Below are 23,320 nucleotides of genomic sequence, written 5' to 3'. Positions count from 1 at the left end.
GGTCAGCAGGTGCGGCCGGCGTAGTGGGCGCTCTGGATCCTGCCGGCCGAGCCCAGCCAGGTCCTGCCGGGTGCGACGCACCGCTCGTAGTCGGGCGCGAGCGCGACCCCGACCTTGATGACCACGCGTGAGCCGTCGGACGTGCAGTGGTTGTAGTAGGCGTCGGAGCCGGTCTCGTAGAAGCCGCACGGGTCCGCGGCCGCGGGGCCCGCGGTCGCGGCGGTCACCGCGCCCAGCGAGGTGAGCACGAGAGCGACGGCAGCTAGGGTGCTGAGCACCGTACGACGAACACGCACAGCGGGACTCCTTTGATCGGATCGGCCGAATGCCTGGCCCAGGATCACGGCGTTCGCCCCGGCGTTGACCGGCTGCCGCGCCCCTTCACCCCGCGAATCGTTTTTCCGCTACGCCGTTGGAGTGGATCTTCAAGGAAACACGCATCGACGGCGGAAAACTCGGGCCGGACGGGCCGGTTCACCCGGGTGAGCGCCCCGAGTGGTGGCGGGCGCTCGGCTGGCTGACGGTGGATCACGTCGGACCGGGTCCTGTGAGCTGACGAGGTGTCGGCTGCCCGGTCGGGACGGAAGGACCATCAGATGCGTTCTGCTCGCATGATCCTGGCCACCGCGGCGGCTTCGGCCGCCCTCGCCATCGGCGCCCCGGGTGCCCACGCCGCCGACGGGGACTGGGAGCACGACTCCTCCTCCTACAGCAAGGAGGACGGCTCCTCCACCGCCAAGGAGGAGGACTCCTCGCACGGCAAGGAGCACGGCAAGGAAGAGGGCAAGGAGGAGGACAAGGAGCACGGCAAGGAGCACGGCAAGGACGAGGGCCACGAGTCCCCGCACGGCGGCGTGCACACCGGCGGCGGCGCGCTCGCCCTGGTGAACGACACCAGCGGCGGCAGCGCGGCCGCCAAGGACCCCAAGTACGACCCGGAGACGTACAAGGACAAGGACACCGAGAAGGACAGCGAGCACGGCAAGAACGACTCCTGGAGCGGCGACAAGGAGGAGTCGGGCGGCTGGAGCGGTGAGCACGACAAGCCCAGCGGTGGCATGCACACCGGCGGCGGCGCCCTCGCCGGGCCCTCGACGACCGCCGCCGGACTCGGCGTCCTCGCGGTCGCCGGCACCGGCATCTACGCCCTGCGCCGCAAGAAGACGGTGGGGGGTGTGGCGTGACCCATGCCTGACGCGATAGCAGCCGCGGCCGCCACCCATGCCCCCGGTGGCGGCCCGGCCGGCTGCCCGTCGGGCACCCCTGTCGGCACCCCCCGCCTCGCCCGTACACTGACAAATCGCAGATGTACGGGCGCAGTTGACCGGGGGGAGCCGCCATGTCCGAGGACCAGTACGGCAGACACGACGACACGAGTCGTCACGACAGCGATTTCCACGTCCCGCCCATGCCCGCGGCCCCGCCGCCGGCCTTTCCCGCACCGTCGGCCCCGCCCGTCCCCCTGGCCCCCGCGGACGGTGTGCGGGCCGTCGCCGCGGCCGTGCTCAACCTCAGTGGCCTGGGCCTGGGTTACGCGCTGCTGCGCCGCTGGGCGCTCGCGGCGCTGTGCTGGCTCGCCACCGCCCTCCTGCTGTTCGTCGCGCTGCCGGCCGACCCGGACGGCGTCCCGGCCCCCGCGCTCGCCCTGTACGTCGTGTTCCTCGTCGCGGCGGCCGCGCACGGCGCCCGCGTGGGCCTGCGCACCCCGCTGGCCGGTCTGCGGCAGGCGCCGCTCGCGCTCGGGCTCGGACTGCTCCTGCTCGTCGCGCCCGCCGGCGGCGTCGTGCTGTACGACGACGCCCGGGACGAGGCGACGCAGCAGATGCTGCTCGACCGGCTCGACAAGGCCGACCAACTGGTGCAGGCCGCCGGTGAGCAGCCCTTCCTCACGGCCCAGGCCGACTTCCGGACGGCGCTGAAGACCTACGCGGACCTGCGCGCCGACCACCCCGGCTCCCGGGCGGCCGAGCGGGTGCCCGCGCGGATGAAGACCTTCTACACGACGGTCGGCGCCACCTACGAGCAGGGCGACTACTGCCAGGCGGTGGAGCCGCTGACCTATCTGCGCACCGTCCCCAAGAGCCTGCCCGACACCGATCTCGGCGACCTGAAGTCCTGGCCCGACGACCGTCTGGCCACCTCGCTCTACGAGTGCGCGGCGACGGCGCTCACCGCCGGTGAGGCCACCTGGGCCGCCCAGTTCGGCGAACTGCTGACCAGCTTCCCCGAGTCGGAGCAGGCCGCGAAGGCCGAACCGGCGGTGGCCGCCGCCGTCGTCCGGACGGAGCGGGACCTGCGCGGGGCCGAACCCTGCGCGGCGGTCGAGCGGCTGCGCACCCTCAGCACCCAGATCGACGGTGTGCGGGCCGATCAGGCCGAGGTCGACGCCGCGCTCGACAAGGACTCGCTGCGGGCCACCGGCAGCGCCGACGCGGGCACCTACACCTGCGGCGTGGACCAGTACCGGGACGGCGACTTCGACGCGGCGCAGACCACCATGACCGACTACGCGTCCGCCCACAAGACCGCCAAGAACACGGCCCTGGCGAAGAAGATCGCGATAGCGGCGGAGATCGCCCAGACGGTGCCGGCCGCCGGAAAGACCCTGCCGACGGCCCGCAAGGGCGGCAGCATCTCGGTGACGGTGCAGAACGACAGCCCCGACGAAATCACCGTCCTTTACACCGGGCCGGTCACCGGCAGCTTCACCCTGAAGGGGTGCGCCAGTTGCAAGGCGTATTCCATGGTGCGCACCATCACGCCGGGTTTCGAGCCGTGCAGCGACAGCGGCAAGAACTATCCGCAGCGCACCATCAGCCTGCCGGTCGGCACCACGTACTTCCTGCACAAGCCGATGAACGACAGCCTCGACACGCCCGCCTCGGACACCGCCAAGCTCGAGTCGGGCTACCTCTACACCGAGTGCGCCTACACGACACAGAGCCTGGGGACGACCTACTGAACAGAACGTGAAGAAAGGGCGTGAATTCTGCACCTGAATAACCATCAGCCGGTCAATTTGCCTCCTGTGGGTCGCATGTGACGGGTGATATGGTGCGCCCGAATTCTCTTGTTGCTGGGCCCCCACACGAAAGCCTTGAGACGATCCATGAACGACATAACGGCAGAAACCCCCGCGAGCTCCTTCATCCCGGGCGGGAGACGCCGGCACCGTAAGGCCAAGCAGAGCGGTACCGGCGTCCGGCGGGCGCTGGTCCTCGCGCTGGCCGTCCCCGTCACGTCGGCGGCGCTCGCCGGTCCCTCGGCCTTCGCCGCCGACAAGGGCATCGGCGCGACGGCCAAGGACACCGCGTCGAGCCAGGACCTCGACGCGGACGACCAGCAGATGGTCACGAATCTCGAGACCCGGGTCCTCGACCAGCGACTGGGCACCAACGTCAGCGGCGTGGTCCTCGACTCCGAGTCGGACGCCACGCTGTGGGACCACAACGGGGCGACGGCGCTGATGCCGGCGTCCAACGTCAAGCTCGCCACGTCGACCGCGGCCCTCACGGTGCTCGGCCCCGACCACCGGTTCACCACGAAGGTCGTCTACGGCAACGGCACCCTCACCCTCATCGGGGGCGCCGACCGGACGCTGACCACCGCCGACCTCGCCGAACTGGCGAAGGACGCGGTCGCCGGACTGAAGGCGGCGGGGCTGACGTCGGTGAAGGTCGCCGTGGACGACAGCCTCTTCCCCGAGCCGACCCTCGCCAACGGCTGGAACACCGGCTACTACCCCGACTCGGTCGCCCCGGTGCGGGCGCTCGTCGTCGACGGGCACGGGGTGGACGACACGTCGCTCGACGCCGGGCAGGTCTTCGCCCAGCAGCTCACCGCTGCGGGCGTCACGGTCGACGGCACGGTCGCCCGCGCCACGGCGAGCCTGACCGACGTGCCGGTCGCCCGCCACCAGTCGGCGCCGCTGTCCGCCATCGTCCACACGATGCTCAAGACCAGCGACAACAACATCGCCGAGACCCTGCTGCGGATGACCGCCCTGGGCGCGGGCCGCCCGGCCACCTTCGAGGGCGGCACGGAGGTCGTGCGCAACGTCCTGAGCAAGAAGTACGGCGTCTCGCTCACCAACTTCGAGATCTACGACGGCAGCGGTCTGTCGCGCGCCGACCGGATCCCGGCGGCCACCCTCGCGGAGATCCTCGAACTGCTCACGAACCCCCGCTACGACTACACCCTCGGCGCCATCCGCGACGGTCTGCCCGTCGCCGGTGAGGCCGGCGGCACGCTCGGTCCGGAGTGGGGCCGCTTCGACGACGCGAACTCCAAGTGCGCGGTCGGCAAGGTGCGGGCGAAGACCGGCACGCTCACCGGGGCGATCGCCCTGAGCGGTCTGACGCAGGGCAAGGACGGCAAGTGGAAGGTGTTCTCCTTCATCGAGAACGGCTCCACGGCCAACCCGGCCGACATCAAGGACGCGATGGACGGCCTCGCGGCGACGGTCAACGGCTGCTGGGCGTGACGCGGCGGTAAGGGCATAGGGCATGCACGAAAGAGGGCCGGCGCTGGGAGCGCCGACCCTCTCCCGCCTGTCAGGCGGCCGGCTGCGATGTGGTGGTGCGCAGGACCAGGCGGGGGGTGAGGACGACCTCTCGGGGCGCTGTGCGGCCCTGGTCGAGGCGTTCCACGGCGGCGGTCACCGCGTGGTGGGCCTGCTCCCGCGCGCCCTGGCTGACCGTCGTCAGGTTGAAGCAGCTCAGCCGGGAGGTCGTGTCGTCGTCGTAGCCGGCCACGGAGACCTCGCGCGGGACCGCGACGCCCGCCCGGGACAGCGCGGCGAGGACGCCGATGGCGGACTGGTCGTTGAAGGCGACGACCGCCGTGGGCAGGTCGTCGCCCTCGAGTATCTGGTGCGCCGCGCGTTCACCGGCCGCCTCGGTGTGGTCGCCGTGCAGCACCCGGATGTGGGCGTCGAGGCCGCGGCGGCGCATCGCCGTGCGGTAGCCGCGCCGCCGGTCGGTGGCGATGACGCCCTTGCCGCCGTCGACGTAGACGATCTCGCGGTGTCCGAGGTCCACCAGGTGGTCGACGATCTGGCCGACGCCGTCCTCGTCCGCGGTGCGTACGACGTCCAGGCCGGCGTCGGCTATCCGGCGGCCCACGGTGATGACGGGCGACTTGCGGTCGAGGATGGCGAGCGCGTCCGCGGAGGCGGTCGGACCGAGCAGGATCAGCGCCTCGCTGCGGAAGGCCAGCAGCGTCTCCACGGCGGTGTGTTCGTCGCGGGTGCGGGTGAGGGTGCTCAGCACGAGGTCATAGCCGACATCCTCGGCGGCCGTGTGCAGATGCTCGACGAGTTCGGCGTGGAACGGGCTGTGAATATCCACCATGACGCCCAGGAGGCGGGTGCGCCTGCTGGCCAGCATACTGGCCGTGCGATCGACCTGATAGCCGAGGTCGGCCGCCGCCCGCAGCACCCGCTCCCGGGTCCGTTCACTCGGCCCGGGCACCCCCCGGAGCACCAGTGACACCGACGCCGTGGACACCCCCACCCGCGCGGCCACGTCCTCCAGCCTCGGGCGCTTGTGCGTGCCGTTCCGCTGACGTGCGGAATCACCCTCGTCCACTTGTGCCTCCCCGTCGGAAAAACTCCTTGCGCAACACCCTTGACACGCTTGCGAAACAAGGATGATAGTACCAGGACTTAAAGCGCTTTAAATTGTCCTGATGTTCCAACCAAGTCCGGCCCGACGCTCACAAGGCGCTCGCCCTCGACTCGGCCGCAACCGCACCGCGAACACCCCGCGACCCACCGTCAGGTGCGAGCGCAGCGGCCACCCTTAGCCATAGATTCAGCCTTAGAGCAGCCATCGATCCACCCCTCTCCTGCACAGTGAGGTGCACGAAGCATGAATCGCTTGTCCCTTCCCCGTTCCCGCAGAGTCGTCCCCGTCGTGGCCCTCGCCGCAGCGGCCGCACTGACCGTCGCGGGCTGTTCCAGCAGCTCGGGCGGCAAGAAGGCCGAGGACAGCGCGGCCGGTGTCTCGGCCGGCAAAGCGGACACGCCCCGTATGACCATCGCGATGGTCACGCACGCGCCCTCAGGTGACACCTTCTGGGACACCATCCGCAAGGGCGCCGAGGCCGCCGCCGCCAAGGACAACGTCAAGCTGATCTACTCCAACGACGAGACGGCCGGCGACCAGGCCAACCTGGTGCAGAACGCGATCGACCAGAAGGTCGACGGCATCGCGGTCACCCTCGCCAAGCCGGACGCCCTGAAGGACGTCGTCGCCAAGGCGGAGAAGGCCGGCATCCCGGTCGTCGGCCTCAACGCGGGCCTCAGCGTCTGGAAGCAGCAGGGCCTCCTGTCGTTCTTCGGCCAGGACGAGGCCGTCTCCGGCCAGGCCCTCGGCATCAAGATCAACGGCACCGGCGCCAAGCACGCCCTGTGTGTCATCCAGGCCCAGGGCGACGTGAACCTCGAAGAGCGTTGCGCCGGCGTGAAGAAGACCTTCGGCGGCAAGACCGACATCCTGTACGTCAACGGCACCGACATGCCGTCGGTGAAGTCGACGATCACCGCCAAGCTCAAGCAGGACAGCTCCATCGACGAGGTGGTCACCCTCGGTGCCCCCGTCGCGCTGACCGCGGTGCAGTCGGTGTCCGAGACGGGCAGCAAGGCGAAGATCGCGACCTTCGACCTCAACAAGGACCTCGTCTCCGCCATCCAGAAGGGGACCATCCAGTTCGCCGTCGACCAGCAGCCCTTCCTCCAGGGCTACCTCGCGGTCGACTCCCTGTGGCTGTACAAGACCAACGGCAACTTCAGCGGCGGCGGCGAGCAGCCGGTGCTGACCGGCCCGGCCTTCGTCGACAAGACCAACGTCGACGCCGTCGCCAAGTTCGCCGCGAAGGGCACGAGGTGATGAGTGTGACTCAGCAGGCTGCGCCGGCGGTGACCACACCGCCGGCCTCCGGCCCGAAGCAGACCGACGGCCGGACGGCACAGCGTCCGCTGGCCCTGCGGTTGTTGGCCCGGCCCGAGGTGGGTGTCTTCCTCGGTGCCGTAGCGGTGTACGTGTTCTTCCTGATAACCGCCGCGCCCGTGCGCGACGGCAGCTCGATGGCCAACATCCTGTATCAGTCGTCGACGATCGGGATCATGGCCCTGCCGGTGGCGCTGCTGATGATCGGCGGCGAGTTCGACCTGTCGGCCGGTGTCGCCGTCATCACCTCGGCGCTCACCGCGAGCATGATCAGCTTCCAGCTCACGGCGAACATCTGGGTCGGCGTGCTCGTCGCCCTGGCGGTGTCGCTGGGAGTCGGGTTCTTCAACGGCTGGGTGATGGTACGGACCGGGCTGCCGAGCTTCCTCGTCACCCTGGGCACCTTCCTGATCCTCCAGGGCGTCAACCTCGCGGTGACCAAGCTGATCACCGGCAACGTGGCGACCGACGACATCAGCGACATGGACGGCTTCAGCCAGGCGAAGGCGATCTTCGCCTCGTCCTTCGACATCGGCGACGTACAAGTCAAGATCACCGTGGTGTGGTGGCTGGTCTTCGCCGCCATCGCCACCTGGGTCCTGCTGCGGACGAAGTACGGCAACTGGATCTTCGCGGTCGGCGGCAACAAGGAGAGCGCGCGGGCCGTCGGTGTGCCCGTGACGTTCACCAAGATCTCGCTGTTCATGCTGGTCGGCTTCGGCGCCTGGTTCGTCGGCATGCACCAACTGTTCACGTTCAACACCGTGCAGTCCGGTGAGGGCGTCGGCCAGGAGCTGATCTACATCGCGGCGGCCGTCATCGGCGGCTGTCTGCTCACCGGCGGCTACGGCTCGGCGATCGGCCCGGTCTTCGGCGCGTTCATGTTCGGCATGGTGCAGCAGGGCATCGTCTACGCCGGCTGGAACCCCGACTGGTTCAAGGCCTTCCTCGGCGTCATGCTTCTCGGCGCCACCCTGATCAACCTGTGGGTCCAGCGCACGGCCACCCGGAGGTGACCACTCTCATGACCATCACAAACGACACCACGACCGACGAGACCTCGACCGAAGAGGCCGCTGTCGTCGAGCTCAAGGCCACGGGCAAGTCCTACGGCAACGTCCGCGCCCTGCACGGTGTGAGCCTCGCCGTCCGTCCCGGCAAGGTGACCTGCGTCCTCGGCGACAACGGCGCGGGCAAGTCCACCCTGATCAAGATCATCTCCGGGCTGCACCAGCACACCGAGGGCGAGTTCCTCGTCGACGGCGAACCGGTGCAGTTCACCACTCCCCGCCAGGCCCTCGACCGCGGTATCGCCACTGTCTACCAGGACCTCGCCACCGTCCCGCTGATGCCCGTCTGGCGGAACTTCTTCCTCGGCTCCGAGCTCACCAAGGGCCCCTGGCCGGTGCGGCGTCTCGACATCGAGAGGATGAAGAAGACGGCCGACGACGAGCTGCGCAACATGGGGATCGTCCTCGACGACCTGGAGCAGCCGATCGGTACGCTGTCGGGCGGTCAGCGCCAGTGTGTGGCCATCGCCCGCGCCGTCCACTTCGGCGCGCGTGTCCTCATCCTGGACGAGCCCACCGCCGCCCTCGGCGTCAAGCAGTCCGGCGTGGTCCTGAAGTACATCGCCGCCGCCCGCGACCGCGGCCTCGGCGTCATCTTCATCACCCACAACCCCCACCACGCCTACATGGTCGGCGACCACTTCAGCGTCCTGCGCCTCGGCACCATGGAGTTGAGCGCCGACCGCAGCGAGGTCACGCTCGAAGAGCTCACCAACCACATGGCCGGCGGCGCCGAACTCGCGGCCCTGAAGCACGAGTTGGCCCAGGTTCGCGGTGTGGACGTCGAGGAGCTCCCCGACGCCGCCACCGTCTCCTCCTGACCGACCCACGAACACACCGACCCACCCGGAAGGCAACCCGTCGTGAAGATCGCCCTCGACCCGTACATGATCCGCAATGTGCCGTTGCTCGAACTGCCCGCCGTGGTGGCCGAGCTGGGCTACGAGTGGATCGAGCTGTCTCCTCGGGAGGACTTCATCCCGTTCTTCCGGCACCCCCGCGTGGACGACGCCACCGTGCGCAAGTTCCGCAAGGCGCTGGACACGGCGGGTGTCGGCATCTCCTCGCTGCTGCCGCTGTTTCGCTGGTCGGGTCCGGACGAGGACGCCCGGCAGGCGGCCGTACGGTACTGGAAGCGTTCGATCCAGATCGCCGCGGACCTCGGTGTGGACAGCATGATCTCGGAGTTCAACGGGCGTCCCGAGGACTCCGACCGCAGCGAGGCGCAGTTCTGGAAGTCGCTGGAGGAGCTGCTGCCGGTGTTCGAGCGCGAGGGCGTCAAGCTCGCCCTCGAGCCGCACCCGGACGACTTCATCGAGAACGGGTACGACGCGATCAACCTGATCCGGGGCATCAACAACCCCAACGTCACCTTCCTGTACTGCGCCCCGCACACGTTCCACATCGGCAACGACGCCCCCGGCATCATCAAGTACGCGGGCGACCTGCTGACGCACGTGCACCTGGCCGACGTCTTCGACCACAACGCGTCCTCCGGGAACCGGTACATCCTGAACCCGCCCGGCACCACGGCGCGGGTCCACCAGCACCTCGACATCGGCCAGGGCGAGGTCGACTTCGACGAGCTGTTCCGCGAGCTGAAGGCGAACGGTTTCGACGGCACCCTCACCGCGTGCGTCTTCGCGTGGGAGGACCGGGCCAAGGAGTCCTCGGTGTTCATGCGCGAGAAGATCGCCGAGTACCTGGCCGCGGCGCAGTAGCCACCCCCCTGGTCCAGTATGTGAGCACGGACGTCGGCCGTGCTTCTCTTAAAGCGCTTTAACAGCCACCACCGGAAGGAAACCAGCGAGATGCCGTTCGAAGTGCTGACCATGGGTCGCGTGGGGGTGGACGTGTATCCACTCCAGACAGGCGTGGGACTTGCGGAGGTCACTTCGTTCGGCAAGTACCTCGGCGGCAGCCCGACCAACGTCGCGGTCGCCGCCGCCCGGTACGGCCGCTCGGCCGCCGTGATCACCAAGACGGGCCGGGACCCGTTCGGCGAGTACGTCCGTACGGCCCTCACGGGCTACGGCGTCGACAGCCGCTACGTGGGGACGTCGGACATCGCGCCGACGCCGGTGACGTTCTGCGAGATCTTCCCGCCGGACGACTTCCCGCTGTACTTCTACCGGCTGCCGAAGGCTCCCGACCTGGACATCGAGCCCGGTGAGCTGGACCTGGACGCGGTGCGGGACGCGCGGATCTTCTGGGTGACCGGGACCGGGCTGAGCGAGGAGCCGAGCCGTTCGGCCACCCTCGCCGCCCTCGCGCACCGCGCCAAGTCCGGCGCGACCGTCTTCGACCTGGACTGGCGGCCGATGTTCTGGTCGGACCCGTCCGAGGCGCGGGCGTACTACAAGGAGGCCCTGCGCCACACGACGGTCGCGGTCGGCAACCTCGACGAGTGCGAGGTCGCCACCGGTGAGCGCGAGCCGTACGCGGCCGCGAAGGCGCTGCTGGCGGCCGGTGTGGAGCTGGCGGTCGTGAAGCAGGGACCCAAGGGCGTGCTGGCGATGGACCGGGACGGCTCGGCCGTCGAGATCCCGCCGGTCCCGGTCGACGTGGTCAACGGTCTGGGCGCCGGCGACGCCTTCGGCGGCGCCCTCTGCCACGGCCTGCTGGCCGGCTGGGACACCCGCCGCACCGTCTCCTTCGCCAACGCGGCGGGCGCCATCGTGGCGGGCCGACTGGCCTGCTCCGAGGCGATGCCGACCGAGGCCGAGGTCGACACCAAGCTCCACGAGGCGTCCCTCGCCTCCACCGAACGAAAGGCGTGACGACGTGCTGTCCGACAACGTGAGCCGGATCGTGGCCGCCCGGGTGAGCGATCCCGGCGCCATCGCGGCCGCCGCCGCGCGCCGGATGAAGGCCACCTCGCTGCTGGGCGAGCACGGCAAGGCCATGATCGTCGCGGCGGACCATCCGGCGCGCGGCGCCAACGGCGTCGGCGGCGACCCGACCGCGATGGCCGACCGCTTCGAGCTGCTGGACCGCCTGTGCATCGCGCTGGAGCGGCCCGGGGTGACGGGTGTGCTCGGCACCGCCGACATACTCGAGGACCTGCTGCTGCTCGGCGTCCTGGACGGCAAGAGCGTCTTCGGTTCGATGAACCGGGCCGGGCTCGCGGGTTCGGTCTTCGAGATCGACGACCGCTTCACCGGCTACGACGCCGAGGCGCTCGCCGACATGGGCTTCGACGGCGGCAAGATGCTCACCCGCATCGCCCTCGACGACCCGGCGACGCCGTCGGTGCTGTTCGACACGGCGAAGGCGGTCAACGAGCTCAACGACCGTGAGCTGATCGCCATGGTCGAGCCGTTCCTGTCCTCCTGGCAGGACGGCAAGATCCGCAACGACCTGTCCACCGACGCCGTGATCAAGTCGATCACCATCGCCTCGGGACTGGGCCGGCGCACCGCCTACACCTGGCTGAAGCTGCCGGTGGTGGAGAACATGGAGCGCGTCCTGGCCTCCTCCACGCTGCCGGCGCTGCTGCTGGGCGGCGAGGTCACCGACCCCGAGGCGGCCTTCACGTCCTGGGGCAAGGCCCTCAAGCAGCCCACCGCGCAGGGCCTGGTCGTCGGGCGCTCGCTGCTCTACCCGTCCAACGGCGACGTGGCCGGCGCGGTCGACAAGGCGGTGAGCCTGCTGTGAACGACACGAGCAAGTACCACCTGCCCAGCGGGACGGCGGCCGACGGCCCCTACGACCTCCTGGTCACGCCCGAGACGGCGGGCTGGGGATACTCCGGGCTCAGGATCCTGACCCTGGGACCGGGTGAGGCGCACTCCCTGTCCACACACGACTCCGAGTTCCTGGTCCTGCCGCTGACGGGCTCCTGCACCGTCACCACGGACGGCAGGGCCTTCGAACTCGAGGGACGGACGGGCGTGTTCGCCTCGGTCACCGACTTCGCGTACGTACCGCGCGAGTCGGAGGCACTCATCAGCAGCGCGCAGGGAGGCCTGTTCGCGCTGCCCTCCGCCCGTACCGAGCGCAGCCTGACCGCCCGGTACGGGCGCAAGGAGGACGTGCCGGTGGAGCTGCGCGGCGCCGGCGCGTGCTCGCGGCAGGTCAACAACTACTGCCTGCCCGGCACGTTCGAGGCCGATCAGCTCCTGGTGTGCGAGGTGCTCACGCCGGGCGGCAACTGGTCCTCGTACCCGCCGCACAAGCACGACGAGGCGCGGCCGGGGCTCGAATCGGAGCTGGAGGAGATCTACTACTTCCAGGTCTCGGGCGAGAACGGCTTCGGCTACCAGCGGGTCTACGGCACGCCGGACCGCCCGCTCGACGTGCTCGCCGAGGTGCGCTCCGGCGACACCGTGCTGATCCCGCACGGCTGGCACGGGCCGTCGATCGCCGCCCCCGGCTACGACCTCTACTACCTCAACGTCATGGCCGGTCCCGGTCAGGACCGCGCCTGGCTGATCTGCGACGACCCCGCCCACGGGTGGGTGCGCACGACGTGGGCCGCGCAGGACATCGACGACCGGCTCCCGTTCGAAGGACCCAACGAGCAATGAACACCGTCCGACTCACCACCGCACAGGCCCTCGTGCGCTTCCTGGCCAGCCAGTACAGCGAGCGCGACGGCCAGGAACAGCGTCTGATCCCCGGCGTCTGGGGCATCTTCGGGCACGGCAACGTGGCCGGGATCGGGCAGGCGCTGCTGCAGGCCGCCACCACCGGCGAGGCCGACCTGCCCTACTACCTGGCGCGCAACGAGCAGGGCATGGTGCACGCCTCGGTGGCCTACGCGAAGATGCGTGACCGGCTGGCGACGTTCGCCTGCTCGGCGTCCACCGGCCCCGGCTCGACGAACATGATCACCGGTGCGGCGCTGGCCACCACCAACCGGCTGCCGGTGCTGCTGCTGCCCAGCGACATGTTCGCGACCCGGGCCGCCGACCCGGTGCTCCAGCAGTTGGAGGACAGCCGCGGCGGGGACGTCACGGTCAACGACGCCTTCCGCGCCGTGTCGAAGTACTTCGACCGCGTCTCGCGTCCCGAGCAGCTCATCCCCGCCGCGCTGGCGGCGATGCGGGTGCTGACCGACCCGGTGGAGACCGGCGCGGTCACCCTCTGCCTGCCGCAGGACGTGCAGGCGGAGGCGTACGACTGGCCGGTCGCGTTCTTCCGGCGGCGGGTGTGGCACGTGAGCCGGCCGGTGCCGGAGCCGGCCGCCGTCGAGCGGGCCGTGCAGTTGCTGCGCGGCGCGAAGAAGCCGCTGATCGTGGCGGGCGGCGGGGCCGTGTACTCGGGCGCGGAGACCGCGTTGCGGGCCTTCGCCGAGGCCACCGGCATCCCGGTCGCGGACACGCACGCGGGCAAGGGCGCGGTGCCGTGGGACCACCCGTGCGCGGTCGGCGGCATCGGCTCGACGGGTTCGTACGCGGCGAACGCGCTGGCGAAGGAGGCGGACGTCGTCGTCGGTATCGGCACCCGGTACTCCGACTTCACCACCGCGAGCCACACCGTGTTCGGCAACCCGGACGTCACGTTCGTCAACCTGAACGTGGCCCGGCTGGACGCCGTCAAGCACTCGGCGGAGCCGCTGGTGGCGGACGCCCGGCTCGGCGTCCAGGCGCTCGCGGCGGCGCTGAGCGACTGGGAGGTCGCCCCGGAGTACCGGGCGCGCACCCGTGAACTCATCGCCCGTACGCGGGAGATCGAGGACAAGTGCTTCACCGTCGGGCACACTCCGCTGCCCGCGCAGACGGAGATCCTGGGCGCGCTGAACGATGTCCTCGACGACCGGGCCGTGGTGATCAACGCGGCCGGATCGATGCCGGGTGACCTCCAGCAGTTGTGGCGGGCCCGGGATCCGAAGGCCTACCACGTGGAGTACGCGTACTCCTGCATGGGCTACGAGGTCGCCGCCGGCGTCGGGGCGAAGATGGCCGATCCGTCGCGCGAGGTCGTCGTGCTGGTCGGCGACGGCTCGTATCTGATGATGGCCCAGGAGATCGTGACCATGGTCTCCGAGGGCCTGAAGGTCATCATCGTGCTGGTCCAGAACCACGGCTTCGCCTCCATCGGCGCGCTGTCGGAGTCCCTCGGCTCGCAGCGGTTCGGTACCAAGTACCGCTACCGGGACGGCGATTCGGGTCTGCTCGACGGCGAGGTGCTGCCCGTCGACCTGGCGGCCAACGCCTCCTCGCTCGGCGCGGACGTCCTGCACGCCACCTCCGTCGAGGGCTTCCGGGCCGCGATGGAGAAGGCCAAGGCCGCCACCCGCACCACCGTCGTCCACGTCGAGACCGACCTGTACGGGCCGAACCCGCCCGGGCACGGCTGGTGGGACGTCCCCGTCAGCGAGGTCTCCGCCCTGGACAGCACCCAGGCGGCCCACGACACCTACGCCACCCACAAGCGCGCCCAGCGGCACTACCTCTGAGAAGGAACCTCTCGTGACTACCATCGCCCACTGGATCAACGGTTCACCGGTCCCGAGCGCGGACACCGCGCCGGTGTTCAACCCGGCCACCGGTCAGGAGCAGGCCCGGGTCGTCCTGGGCTCGGCCGCCGACGTGGACGCCGCTGTCAGCGCCGCCGCGAAGGCCTTCGAGACCTGGTCGGAGTCCTCGCTCAGCCAGCGCACGCAGGTCATGTTCGCCTTCCGGCAGCTCCTCGTCGAGCACGAGGAGGAGCTGGGCCGGATCATCTCCGCCGAGCACGGCAAGACCGTCGACGACGCGCGTGGTGAGATCACCCGCGGCCGGGAGGTCGTGGAGTTCGTCTGCGGGCTCGGCGACGTGCTGAAGGGGTCGTTCTCCGACCAGGTGTCGCGCGGCGTCGACGTGCACAACTTCCGTCAGCCGCTGGGCGTGGTCGCGGGCATCACCCCGTTCAACTTCCCCGCCATGGTGCCGCTGTGGATGCACCCGATGGCGATAGCGACCGGCAACACGTTCATCCTGAAGCCGAGCGAGCGCGACCCGTCCGCCGCGAACTTCGTCGCCGAGCTGTACAAGCGGGCCGGTCTGCCCGACGGCGTCTTCAACGTGGTGCACGGCGGCAAGCCGGCCGTGGACGCGATCCTCACCCACCCGGGCATCGAGGCCGTCTCCTTCGTCGGGTCGACGCCGATCGCCAAGTACGTGCACGAGCAGGCCACCGCGCACGGCAAGCGCGTGCAGGCCCTCGGCGGCGCGAAGAACCACGCCGTCGTCCTGCCCGACGCCGACCTGGAGTTCGCCGCCAACCACATCACCGCCGGCGCCTACGGCTCGGCCGGCGAGCGCTGCATGGCCGTCTCGGTGGCCGTCGCGGTCGGCGGCGCGGCCGACGCCCTGGTCGAGGTGCTGGAGCGCAAGGCCCGCGAGATCAAGGTCGGCCCCGGTGACGTCGCCGGCACCGACATGGGCCCGCTGGTCACCAAGGTCGCGCAGGAGCGCGTCGAGAACGCCGTCGGGGTCGCCGCCACGCAGGGCGCCACCGTCGTCGTCGACGGCCGCGGCCTGAAGATCGACGGCCACGAGGACGGCTTCTTCACCGGCCCCTCGCTCCTGGACCACGTGACGACCGAGATGGACGCCTACAAGGAGGAGCTGTTCGGCCCGGTGCTGGCGATCGTCCGCGCCGAGTCCCTCGACGAGGCGATCGACCTGATCAACGCCAACCCGTACGGCAACGGAACCGCCCTGTTCACCGCCTCCGGTGAGGCCGCCCGGCGCTTCCAGCGCAACATCAAGGTCGGCATGATCGGCATCAACGTGCCGGTGCCCGTCCCGATGTCGTACTACTCGTTCGGCGGCTGGAAGGACTCGCTCATCGGCGACTCCCCCATCCACGGTCCCGAGGGGATCCGCTTCTACACCCGCCCCAAGGTGGTCACCACCCGCTGGCCGCAGCCCGCCCAGCAGGTCACCGCCGGTTTCAACTTCCCCACCTCCAACTGAGATTCCCCACCGGGACTTTTCGAAAGGCACCACCATGACCACCTCGGGCAAGCCCCTTTCCGTCGCGGTGATCGGCGCCGGCATGGCCGGCCGCAGCCACGCCGCCGGTTACCGCAACGTCAACACGGTCTTCGGCGCCGGTCTGCCGCCGGTGCGGCTGGCCGCGATCGCCGACGCCAACGTGGCGCTCGGCGAGGACGCCGCCCGCCGCTACGGCTTCGAGAAGGCGCTCCCGAGCTGGGAGGCCGTCGTCGAGGACCCGACGATCGACGCCGTCAGCATCGTCGTGGGCAACGCCCTGCACCGCCCGATCGCGGAGGCGCTGGTCGCCGCGGGCAAGCACGTGCTGTGCGAGAAGCCGCTCGCGGGGTCACTGGAGGACGCCCGCGCGATGGCCGAGCTGGAGCGCTCCGCCGACGTAGTGACGGCCGTGGGTTACACCTTCCGCCGCTCCCCGGGCATCGCCGGCATCCGCGACCACGTGCAGCGCGGTGAGCTGGGTGACCTGACCCTGTTCAGCGGCCGCTACTGGTGCGACTACGCGACCGACCCGCGCGGCCCGCTGAGCTGGCGCTTCAAGGGCGGCGCGGGTTCGGGCGCGCTCGGGGACGTCGGCTCGCACATCATCGACGCCGCCGAGTACGTCGCCGGTCCGATCGTGTCCGTCTCGGGTGCCTCGCTGTCGACGCAGATCCCCAAGCGGCCGCTGCCGCTGGGCGCGGTCGTCGGGCACAACGCGGCTCCCGTCTCCGACGAGTTCGGCGAGGTGGAGAACGAGGACACCGCGTCCTTCACCGCCCGCTTCGAGTCGGGCCTCGTCGGCACCTTCTCGGTGACCCGCACCGGCTTCGGTCTGCCCAACGGGCTCGCCTTCGACGTCCTGGGCGTGGGCGGGCGTGCCGCGTTCGACCAGCACCGCCCGGCCGAGTACCTCTTCGACGACGCCCAGCCCGACGCTCGTACCCGCGGCGCCCGGCAGGTCATCGTCGGACCGCACCTGCCGTACTTCGCCGGCGGTGTCCCGATGGAGGCCGCGGGCGTGGGCGCCAACAACGCCGACAACTTCACGTACCAGACCCGGGCCTTCCTGGACCAGGTCGCGGGCGTCGCCGAGCCGCTGCCGGCCTGCGCCACCTTCGCCGACGCGCTGCGCACCATGGAGATCATCCAGGCGGTCGTCGACTCCTCCCGCAACGGCGGTGCCGCCGTCGCCGTTCCGCCCGTCGTCTGACGTCGTCCCGCACGCATCCTAGGAGCATCCACATGGCCCTCAAGCTCGGCGCGTACACCGCCTGTCTGCACGACCGTCCCCTCACCGAGGCGCTCGACATCCTCAAGGCGAACGGTCTGACCTCGGTGGAGGTCAACACGGGCGGCTTCATCCCCTCCCCGCACTGCCCGGTCGACCTGCTGCTGTCGTCGGCCAAGGCCCGCGAGGAGTACCTGGCGACGTTCGCCGAGCGCGGGATGGAGCTGACCGGCCTCAACTGCAACGGCAACCCGCTCAACCCGCTGCCGGGCGTCGGCCCGAAGCACGCCGACGACCTGCGGCGCACCATCCGCCTCGCCGGTCTGCTGGGCGTCAGGCACGTGGTCACCATGTCCGGCACCCCCGGCTCCGACCCCGACGCCAAGTACCCGTCCTGGGTCGTCAACCCGTGGGACGGCGTCTACATGGACGTCCTGGACTACCAGTGGGGCGTGGCCGTCGAGTTCTGGAAGGAAATCGACGCGCTGGCCCGGGAGAACGACGTCCGGGTCGCCATCGAGATGCACCCGCACAACATCGTGTTCTCGCCGGTCACCCTGAAGCGTCTCGTCGACGCGGGCGGCCTGACGAACGTCGGCGCGGAGATGGACCCGTCGCACCTGATGTGGCAGGGCATGGACGTCATCGCGTCCATCAAGTGGCTGGGCCCGCTGGTGTTCCACGCCGCCGCGAAGGACGCGACGCTCTGCCCGGGCGCCGACATCCGCGGCGTGCTGGACACCTCGTTCACCCGTGTCCCCGCCGACGACCCCGGCAAGGTGCCCACCGGCTACGGCTTCTGGTGCAACTCCTGGCCCGAGAACCCGGCGTGGAAGTTCGTCGCCGTCGGCAACGGCAACGAGATCCCGTTCTGGACCGAGTTCCTGCGCGCCCTGGCCGAGATCGACCCGGACATGGCCGTGAACATCGAGCACGAGGACGCCGCGTACTCGCAGACCGAGGGTCTCGCCCTGGCGGCGAAGAACCTGCACAGCGCCCACTCCGCGCTGTGATCTGACCCTCCCGTACGCCCATGTGGCCCCCGTACCCGCTCGCCGGGTACGGGGGCTATGTGCGTGCTAGCCGCGCTCGCGCTGGTGGACCTTGGCGAGGAGCAGGTTGGGGTCCTGGGCGGTGAAGTACGCGGCGCTGGTGATGTAGGCGGTGCGGCCGCGGACGGCGACGGCGGTGGGGTTGGACAGGCCGTCCTGCCGGGTGAGGACGGTCTTGTGGGTGCCGTCGGGGCGGACCAGGGCGATCTGGTTGCCGGTCAGCAGGGCGGCGAGGACGGTGTCGCGGTGCCGCTGGACGAAACCGAAGTCGTCGATCCCGGTGAGGCCCTCGGCCCGGATCCGGATCGCTCCGGCGGAGCCGTTCTCGTGGACGGGGATGCGCAGCAGGGTCGCGGCGTCGGTGTTGGAGACCCACACGGCGTCGTGGTGGACGCGCAGGCCGTTGGCCCCGATGCCGGCGGCGGGGGGCGCGGTGCCGGGTTCGAGTTCGGGTCCGGTGGCCCAGAGCGTGGGCTCGCCGCCCGCGCGCGGGACGCGCCAGACGGTGCCCAGGACGGAGTCCGCGGCGTAGAGCACGCCCCGGCGCTCGTCGAGGGCGAGGCCGTTGGGGAAGCCCTTGGGCGGCAGCTTCGCGATCTGGCGGGGTGCGCTGCCGTCGGGGTCGATGCGCCAGATGCCGGTCTTGGCGGTGCCGGTGGCGTAGGTGACGTAGAGGGTGCCGTCCTCGGCGCGGGCGATGCCGAGGACGACGGCCGCGCCGACGACGGGGGTGCTCGGGTTCGCGACGGCGGGCAGGGTGGCGAGGATCCGGGTGCGGCCCTCCCGGGTGACGTTGGCGACCTGCCGGGCGCCCGCGAACGTCAGGTCGGCGGAGCCGTCGGGTTCGAGCGCGATGTTCTCGGGTGTCTGGCCCTTGGCGAAGTCGAAGTGGGCGACGACGCGCGGGGCGGAGACGGCCGGTTCGTCGCCCGCGGCGGGAGCCGTGGCGAGCAGGCCGAGGGTGAGGGCGAGAGCGGTGGCGGCGGTGATGGTGGTGCCCGCCAGGCGTGGGAGTCGGGACGGTCGGGGCAGTCGGGGCATGGGCCTGTGGACCTCTTCGGGAGGGGAGGGCGGGGGTGCGCCGCCGGGGGCGGCCAGACGACCATGGCGCTGTCGCGGCGGTGGCCGCAGCCGTCGCGGCCGGGCGTTCGCCCGCGTGGCCCAGGGCATGGACCCGGCTGCCGCTCACGTGGGTGACCCGGCATGCCGCAGACTGTCCTCTGCGGACCCGACACTCACCCGGTAAGGAAGCACAGCGTGATCATCTTCGGCACCAAGGGATACCTCTACCAACTGGCGATACTGACGCTGCTGTGCGGGAGCTGCGGCAACCCCGCCGCGCACACGCTCAGGAAGCGGGTCACGAAGTTCACGCTGTTCTTCGTGCCGCTGTTCCCGTTCTCGACGAAGTACGCGACGCAGTGCACGTTCTGCGGCGCCGAGCAGAAGGTGACGAAGGAACAGGCCGACCAGTTGCTCGCGCAGAGCGCGGGCGCGGGCCAGCAGTACGGGCAGCCTCAGCAGCAGCCGTACCAGCACTGACTCACGGGGTGAGCCCGGCGCGGGCGCAGGCGGCCCGGAGGTCGCGGGTGCAGATCTGGCCGGCGGTGTACACGCCGGTCCTGATCAGCTTCCGGTCGATGTCCTGGGCCGTGACCGCGCTCGGGGTGAGCAGGACGGCCGGGACGTCCTTGGTGGTGGGGCTGTCGATGGTCGTCATGGCGCTGTCGCCGGGGTCCTCGCCGCGTCCGACGGCGACGGCCATGGCGGCGACGGCGGCGGTCTCCCTCGCGAACGACTTGTAGACCGTCATGTACTGCTCGCCCTTGACGATGCGCCGTACGGCGTCGAGGTCGGCGTCCTGGCCGGTGACGGGCGGGAACGTGGTGACGCCTGCGCTCTTGAGGGCGGCGACGACGCCCGCGGCGATGGAGTCGTTGGCGGCGAGGACGCCGTCGATGCGGTCCGGGCCCAGGGCGGCGATGGCGGCGGACATGTTGAGGTGGGCGTTCTGCGTGCTCCAGTCGAGGGTGTTGTAGGACCGGCCGATCCGCACCTTGCCGGTGAGAACGGACAGCGCGCCCTTGCGGTACCAGGCCGCGTTGGCGCTGGTCGGGTCGCCGTTGACCATGACGACCGTCGGACGCCCGGTCTTTTGCCCCGTGGCCTTCACGAGCGCCTCGCCCTGGAGCCGGCCCACCTCATTGCCGTCGAAGCCGACGTAACCGGCGATCGGGCCTTCGGCGAGGCGGTCGTAGGCGATCACCGGGACGCCTGCCCGGCGGGCCTCCTGGATGGAGGAGCGCAGGGCCCGGGTGTCGGCGGCGTCCAGGATCAGGACCTTGGCGCCCTTGGTGACCATGGAGATCAACTGCCCGCGCTGGCGGGTCACGTCGTTCTCGGCGTTGGCGTACTCGACTGTGCAGGTGGGGCACAGCTTCTTCACGTGGGCCGTGATCAGCGGCCGGTCGGAGTGCTCCCAGCGCGGGACGGTGCGGCTGGGCAGCAGCAGGCCGACGGTGAAGCCCTCGCCGCCCGTCTCGTGGTCTCCTCCGCAGGCGGCCAGGGGCAGGGTCAGCAGGGCCGCGGCGCACAGCGCGGCGGCGGCGGTCCGGCGTCGGGTTCTCATGGCGCTCCCCCAGGTAGGGCGATCCCGTTCGGTGCGGCGACCCCGTTCGGTACGGCGACCCCGCCCGGTACGGTGATCTCGCTCCAGACCTGTTTGCCGCCGGCCACCGGGACCGAGCCGAAGGTCTCCGACATCGCCTCGACCAGGAGCAGGCCCCGGCCGCCGGTGGACTCCCAGTCGACGATCACCGGTTTGGCGGGCGCGCGCGGCGAGGAGTCGCTGACGCTGACGCGCACCCGGTCGCCGCGCAGGACGAGGTCGAGGCGGACCGGGCCCTGGGTGTGCACCAGGGCGTTGGTGACGAGTTCGGAGACGACCAGCAGCACCGCGTCGGCCGCCTCCTGGACCTGCCAGCGGCGCAGGGTGCGCGCGGTGAAGCGGCGGGCGTGCATGACGGCGTCGGGCAGCCGCCACACCATCCAGCCGGCCCGGATGGGGCGGGTCTTCATGCCGTCGTAGCGCAGGAGCAGCAGCGCGACGTCGTCCTCGCGGCGGCCGAGGTCGCCGAGGAGGGCGTCGGCCATCGTGCCGGGGTCCGCGGGGTCGGCGGCGGCGAGGGCGGCACGGGTGCGGCGCATGCCCTCGTCCAGGGGCAGGTCGGCGGCCTCGACGAGGCCGTCGGTGACGAGGGCGAGGACCGCGCCGGGGGTCAGAGCGATGGCCGTCATGGGGAAGTCGGCCTCGGCGAGGATGCCGAGCGGGGGCCCGCCGGCGACCTCGACCTCCTCGGTGGATCCGTCGGGGTGGCGCAGCAGGGGGGCGAGATGGCCGGCCCGGACGAAGAGGGTGTTGCCCTCCTCCATGTCCAGTTCGGCGTAGCAGCAGGTGGCGAACAGGTCGGTCTCCATGGCGACGAGGAGCCGGTTGGCGTGCGAGACGACCACGTCGGGCGGGTGGCCCTCCATGGCGTAGGCCCGGACCGCCGTACGCATCTGGCCCATGATCGTCGCGGCTCCGGCGCTGTGTCCCTGGACGTCGCCGATGACGAGCGCCACCCGGTCCTCGGAGAGGGCGATGACGTCGTACCAGTCGCCGCCCACCTGGAGGCCGCGACGGGCGGGCAGGTAGCGGGCGACGGCGGTGCCGCCGGGGAGTTCGGGCAGCCGCCGGGGCAGCAGGCTGCGCTGGAGCATCGTGGCGAGTTCCTGCTCGGTGTCGTGGGCGTGGGCGCGTTTGAGGGCCTGGCCGACGAGGGCGGCGGTGGCGGTGAGCAGGGAGCGTTCCTCGGGGACGAACTCGTGCGGCCGGTCCCAGCCGACCAGGCACACGCCGGCGACCTGCCCCTTGGCGGGCAGCGGCAGGACGGCGAGGCCGCCTGCGCCGATGCCGGCCAGGCCGGGTTCGAGGGCGGTGCCGGCGGGCCACAGGTCCATCCGCCCGTCGCGCAGGGCCGCCTGGAGGGTGGGCAGGGCGCGCAGCGGCGCGTCGGGCCATTCGGTGCGCCACTCGGTGCGCCAGACCTCCGGCCAGGCGGTGGGCCGGGGCGGGTCGAGGACGGTGACCATGAGCCGGTCGTCCTGGAGCGCGGCGAGAGCCACCCGGTCGGCGGCCAGCGGTTCGCGCAGGGCGGAGACGACGACGCGGCCGACGTCGCGGACGGTCGCGGCGTCGTCGAGGGCGGCGGTCAGCCACTGGATGCGGGCGACGTCGTCGTCGCCGCGGCGCAGCACCGGGGTCGCCGTGACCACGCCGAGCACCTGTTCGGGCCGGTCGGCGGTGGCGGCCTCGACCCGGCAGCTCAGGCTGAGCCAGCGCATCTCGCCGGTGGGGCCGCGGACCCGGAACTCCAGGTCGCGGCGGCCAAAGGCCTGGCCGGACGGTTCCAGGACCGACATCAGGGCGTGCATGTCCTCCGGGAGTGCGTGGGCGAGCAGGGTGTCGACCTTGCCGTCGAAGTCGTCCGGTGTGATGCCGACGAGGTCGAGCAGCGTGTCGTCGGCCTCGATCAGGCCGGTGTCCGGGAGGAGGACGAAGAAGCCGATGCGCAGGCTGCGCAGGGCGGGCGCGAGCAGCGGCGCCGGGCGCGGCGGGTCCGCGCCCGGCGGGAGGAGGGCGGCGACGGCGTCGGCGTAGCGCTCCAGGAAGCGGCGTTGCTCGGTCTCGAAGCCGTCCGCCGAGGCGCTCATGACGAGCAGGCAGCCCCGTCGGCCGCCCTCGGGGCCCAGCGGCAGTGCGCCGAGCGGGGTGCCGGCGGTGAGCCAGAGGGGGCGGTCGGTGCGCAGGGCGCGGGCGGCGGGTGAGTCGCCGGACAGCGGCAGGTACTCCGGCGGCGCCGATCCGGGGGTTCCGCCGGACGTGTCCACCAACCGGAGCTCCTGATCGCCGGGGCCGGACGCGTAGACCGCTGCCAGTGTCGCTCCGGCGATGGTCAGGGCCCGATCGAGGCAGGTCCGCACCGTACCTCCCGTCCTGTCGCAGGTGCCGACAGGTTGAGATCGGGGCACCCACCCACCAGAATCGCAT

20 protein-coding genes are annotated in these 23,320 nt (G+C 71.0%); 15 read left to right on the top strand and 5 right to left on the bottom strand.

Going from position 1 to position 23,320, the window contains the following annotated elements; genetic code table 11:
- Nucleotides 1-2 precede the first annotated feature (2 nt).
- Complete coding sequence (locus tag BMZ82_RS03655; RefSeq protein WP_093771544.1) at nt 3-296, bottom strand: DUF6355 family natural product biosynthesis protein; 294 nt, start codon at nt 294-296, stop codon at nt 3-5.
- A 300-nt stretch (nt 297-596) separates the two neighbouring features.
- Between BMZ82_RS03655 and BMZ82_RS03650 the strand changes: the two genes are divergently transcribed.
- From BMZ82_RS03650 to dacB, 3 genes are all read left to right on the top strand, one after another.
- On the top strand, nt 597-1,184 hold the full coding sequence (locus BMZ82_RS03650) for a hypothetical protein (RefSeq protein WP_093771542.1): 588 nt from the start codon (nt 597-599) through the stop codon (nt 1,182-1,184).
- 155 nt (nt 1,185-1,339) lie between these two features.
- Nucleotides 1,340-2,962, top strand: a complete 1,623-nt coding sequence (locus BMZ82_RS03645; protein ID WP_256251739.1) for a hypothetical protein — start codon at nt 1,340-1,342, stop codon at nt 2,960-2,962.
- A 147-nt stretch (nt 2,963-3,109) separates the two neighbouring features.
- On the top strand, nt 3,110-4,483 hold the full coding sequence (dacB, locus tag BMZ82_RS03640; protein ID WP_093771540.1) for a D-alanyl-D-alanine carboxypeptidase/D-alanyl-D-alanine endopeptidase: 1,374 nt from the start codon (nt 3,110-3,112) through the stop codon (nt 4,481-4,483).
- Nucleotides 4,484-4,553: 70 nt separating this feature from the next.
- Here the strand turns inward: dacB and BMZ82_RS03635 are convergent, their stop codons facing one another.
- Nucleotides 4,554-5,588 carry a LacI family DNA-binding transcriptional regulator gene (locus BMZ82_RS03635; RefSeq protein ID WP_093771538.1) on the bottom strand — a complete coding sequence of 345 codons (1,035 nt, stop codon included), beginning with the start codon at nt 5,586-5,588 and terminating at the stop codon, nt 4,554-4,556.
- 282 nt (nt 5,589-5,870) lie between these two features.
- Between BMZ82_RS03635 and BMZ82_RS03630 the strand changes: the two genes are divergently transcribed.
- From BMZ82_RS03630 to BMZ82_RS03580, 11 genes are all read left to right on the top strand, one after another.
- Entirely contained in the window at nt 5,871-6,890 is a 1,020-nt protein-coding gene (locus BMZ82_RS03630; RefSeq protein ID WP_093771536.1) for a sugar ABC transporter substrate-binding protein, read from the top strand.
- Nucleotides 6,890-7,966, top strand: a complete 1,077-nt coding sequence (locus tag BMZ82_RS03625; protein WP_093771534.1) for an ABC transporter permease — start codon at nt 6,890-6,892, stop codon at nt 7,964-7,966. Before BMZ82_RS03630 ends, BMZ82_RS03625 begins: the two co-directional genes overlap by 1 nt.
- Before the next feature lie 8 nt (nt 7,967-7,974).
- Nucleotides 7,975-8,841 carry an ATP-binding cassette domain-containing protein gene (locus BMZ82_RS03620; RefSeq protein WP_093771532.1) on the top strand — a complete coding sequence of 289 codons (867 nt, stop codon included), beginning with the start codon at nt 7,975-7,977 and terminating at the stop codon, nt 8,839-8,841.
- A 42-nt stretch (nt 8,842-8,883) separates the two neighbouring features.
- On the top strand, nt 8,884-9,741 hold the full coding sequence (locus BMZ82_RS03615) for a sugar phosphate isomerase/epimerase family protein (RefSeq protein ID WP_093771530.1): 858 nt from the start codon (nt 8,884-8,886) through the stop codon (nt 9,739-9,741).
- 90 nt (nt 9,742-9,831) lie between these two features.
- A complete protein-coding gene (gene iolC, locus BMZ82_RS03610) occupies nt 9,832-10,800 on the top strand; it encodes a 5-dehydro-2-deoxygluconokinase (RefSeq protein WP_093771528.1) in 969 nt (322 codons plus the stop codon).
- A gap of 4 nt (nt 10,801-10,804) precedes the next feature.
- Nucleotides 10,805-11,677, top strand: a complete 873-nt coding sequence (locus BMZ82_RS03605) for a Cgl0159 family (beta/alpha)8-fold protein (RefSeq protein WP_093771526.1) — start codon at nt 10,805-10,807, stop codon at nt 11,675-11,677.
- Nucleotides 11,674-12,549, top strand: a complete 876-nt coding sequence (gene iolB, locus BMZ82_RS03600; RefSeq protein WP_093771524.1) for a 5-deoxy-glucuronate isomerase — start codon at nt 11,674-11,676, stop codon at nt 12,547-12,549. The genes BMZ82_RS03605 and iolB overlap by 4 nt, the downstream gene beginning before the upstream one ends.
- Nucleotides 12,546-14,423, top strand: coding sequence for a 3D-(3,5/4)-trihydroxycyclohexane-1,2-dione acylhydrolase (decyclizing) (gene iolD / locus BMZ82_RS03595; protein WP_093771522.1), 1,878 nt, complete (start codon nt 12,546-12,548; stop codon nt 14,421-14,423). The genes iolB and iolD overlap by 4 nt, the downstream gene beginning before the upstream one ends.
- Nucleotides 14,424-14,436: 13 nt before the next feature.
- On the top strand, nt 14,437-15,927 hold the full coding sequence (locus tag BMZ82_RS03590) for a CoA-acylating methylmalonate-semialdehyde dehydrogenase (protein WP_093771520.1): 1,491 nt from the start codon (nt 14,437-14,439) through the stop codon (nt 15,925-15,927).
- A 34-nt stretch (nt 15,928-15,961) separates the two neighbouring features.
- Nucleotides 15,962-17,158 (top strand): Gfo/Idh/MocA family protein, encoded by a 1,197-nt coding sequence (locus BMZ82_RS03585; RefSeq protein ID WP_093771518.1) that lies wholly within the window; start codon nt 15,962-15,964, stop codon nt 17,156-17,158.
- 32 nt (nt 17,159-17,190) lie between these two features.
- Entirely contained in the window at nt 17,191-18,189 is a 999-nt protein-coding gene (locus tag BMZ82_RS03580) for a sugar phosphate isomerase/epimerase family protein (RefSeq protein WP_093771516.1), read from the top strand.
- 66 nt (nt 18,190-18,255) lie between these two features.
- Here BMZ82_RS03580 and BMZ82_RS03575 read toward each other — a convergent pair whose 3' ends face one another.
- Entirely contained in the window at nt 18,256-19,269 is a 1,014-nt protein-coding gene (locus BMZ82_RS03575) for an SMP-30/gluconolactonase/LRE family protein (protein ID WP_256251738.1), read from the bottom strand.
- Nucleotides 19,270-19,485: 216 nt separating this feature from the next.
- Between BMZ82_RS03575 and BMZ82_RS03570 the strand changes: the two genes are divergently transcribed.
- A complete protein-coding gene (locus BMZ82_RS03570; RefSeq protein ID WP_093771514.1) occupies nt 19,486-19,770 on the top strand; it encodes a zinc-ribbon domain-containing protein in 285 nt (94 codons plus the stop codon).
- 1 nt (nt 19,771) lies between these two features.
- Here BMZ82_RS03570 and BMZ82_RS03565 read toward each other — a convergent pair whose 3' ends face one another.
- Nucleotides 19,772-20,857, bottom strand: a complete 1,086-nt coding sequence (locus BMZ82_RS03565; RefSeq protein WP_093771512.1) for a substrate-binding domain-containing protein — start codon at nt 20,855-20,857, stop codon at nt 19,772-19,774.
- Nucleotides 20,854-23,253: a SpoIIE family protein phosphatase gene (locus BMZ82_RS03560; protein WP_093771510.1), complete on the bottom strand. Its 2,400-nt coding sequence runs from the start codon at nt 23,251-23,253 to the stop codon at nt 20,854-20,856. Before BMZ82_RS03560 ends, BMZ82_RS03565 begins: the two co-directional genes overlap by 4 nt.
- Nucleotides 23,254-23,320 lie beyond the last annotated feature (67 nt).

This window comes from Streptomyces sp. yr375 (genome assembly GCF_900110755.1).
In the GTDB taxonomy this organism is placed as follows: Bacteria; Actinomycetota; Actinomycetes; order Streptomycetales; family Streptomycetaceae; genus Streptomyces.
Note: the sequence above shows the minus strand (reverse complement) of the source record. Positions and strands in the feature narration are given on the sequence as shown.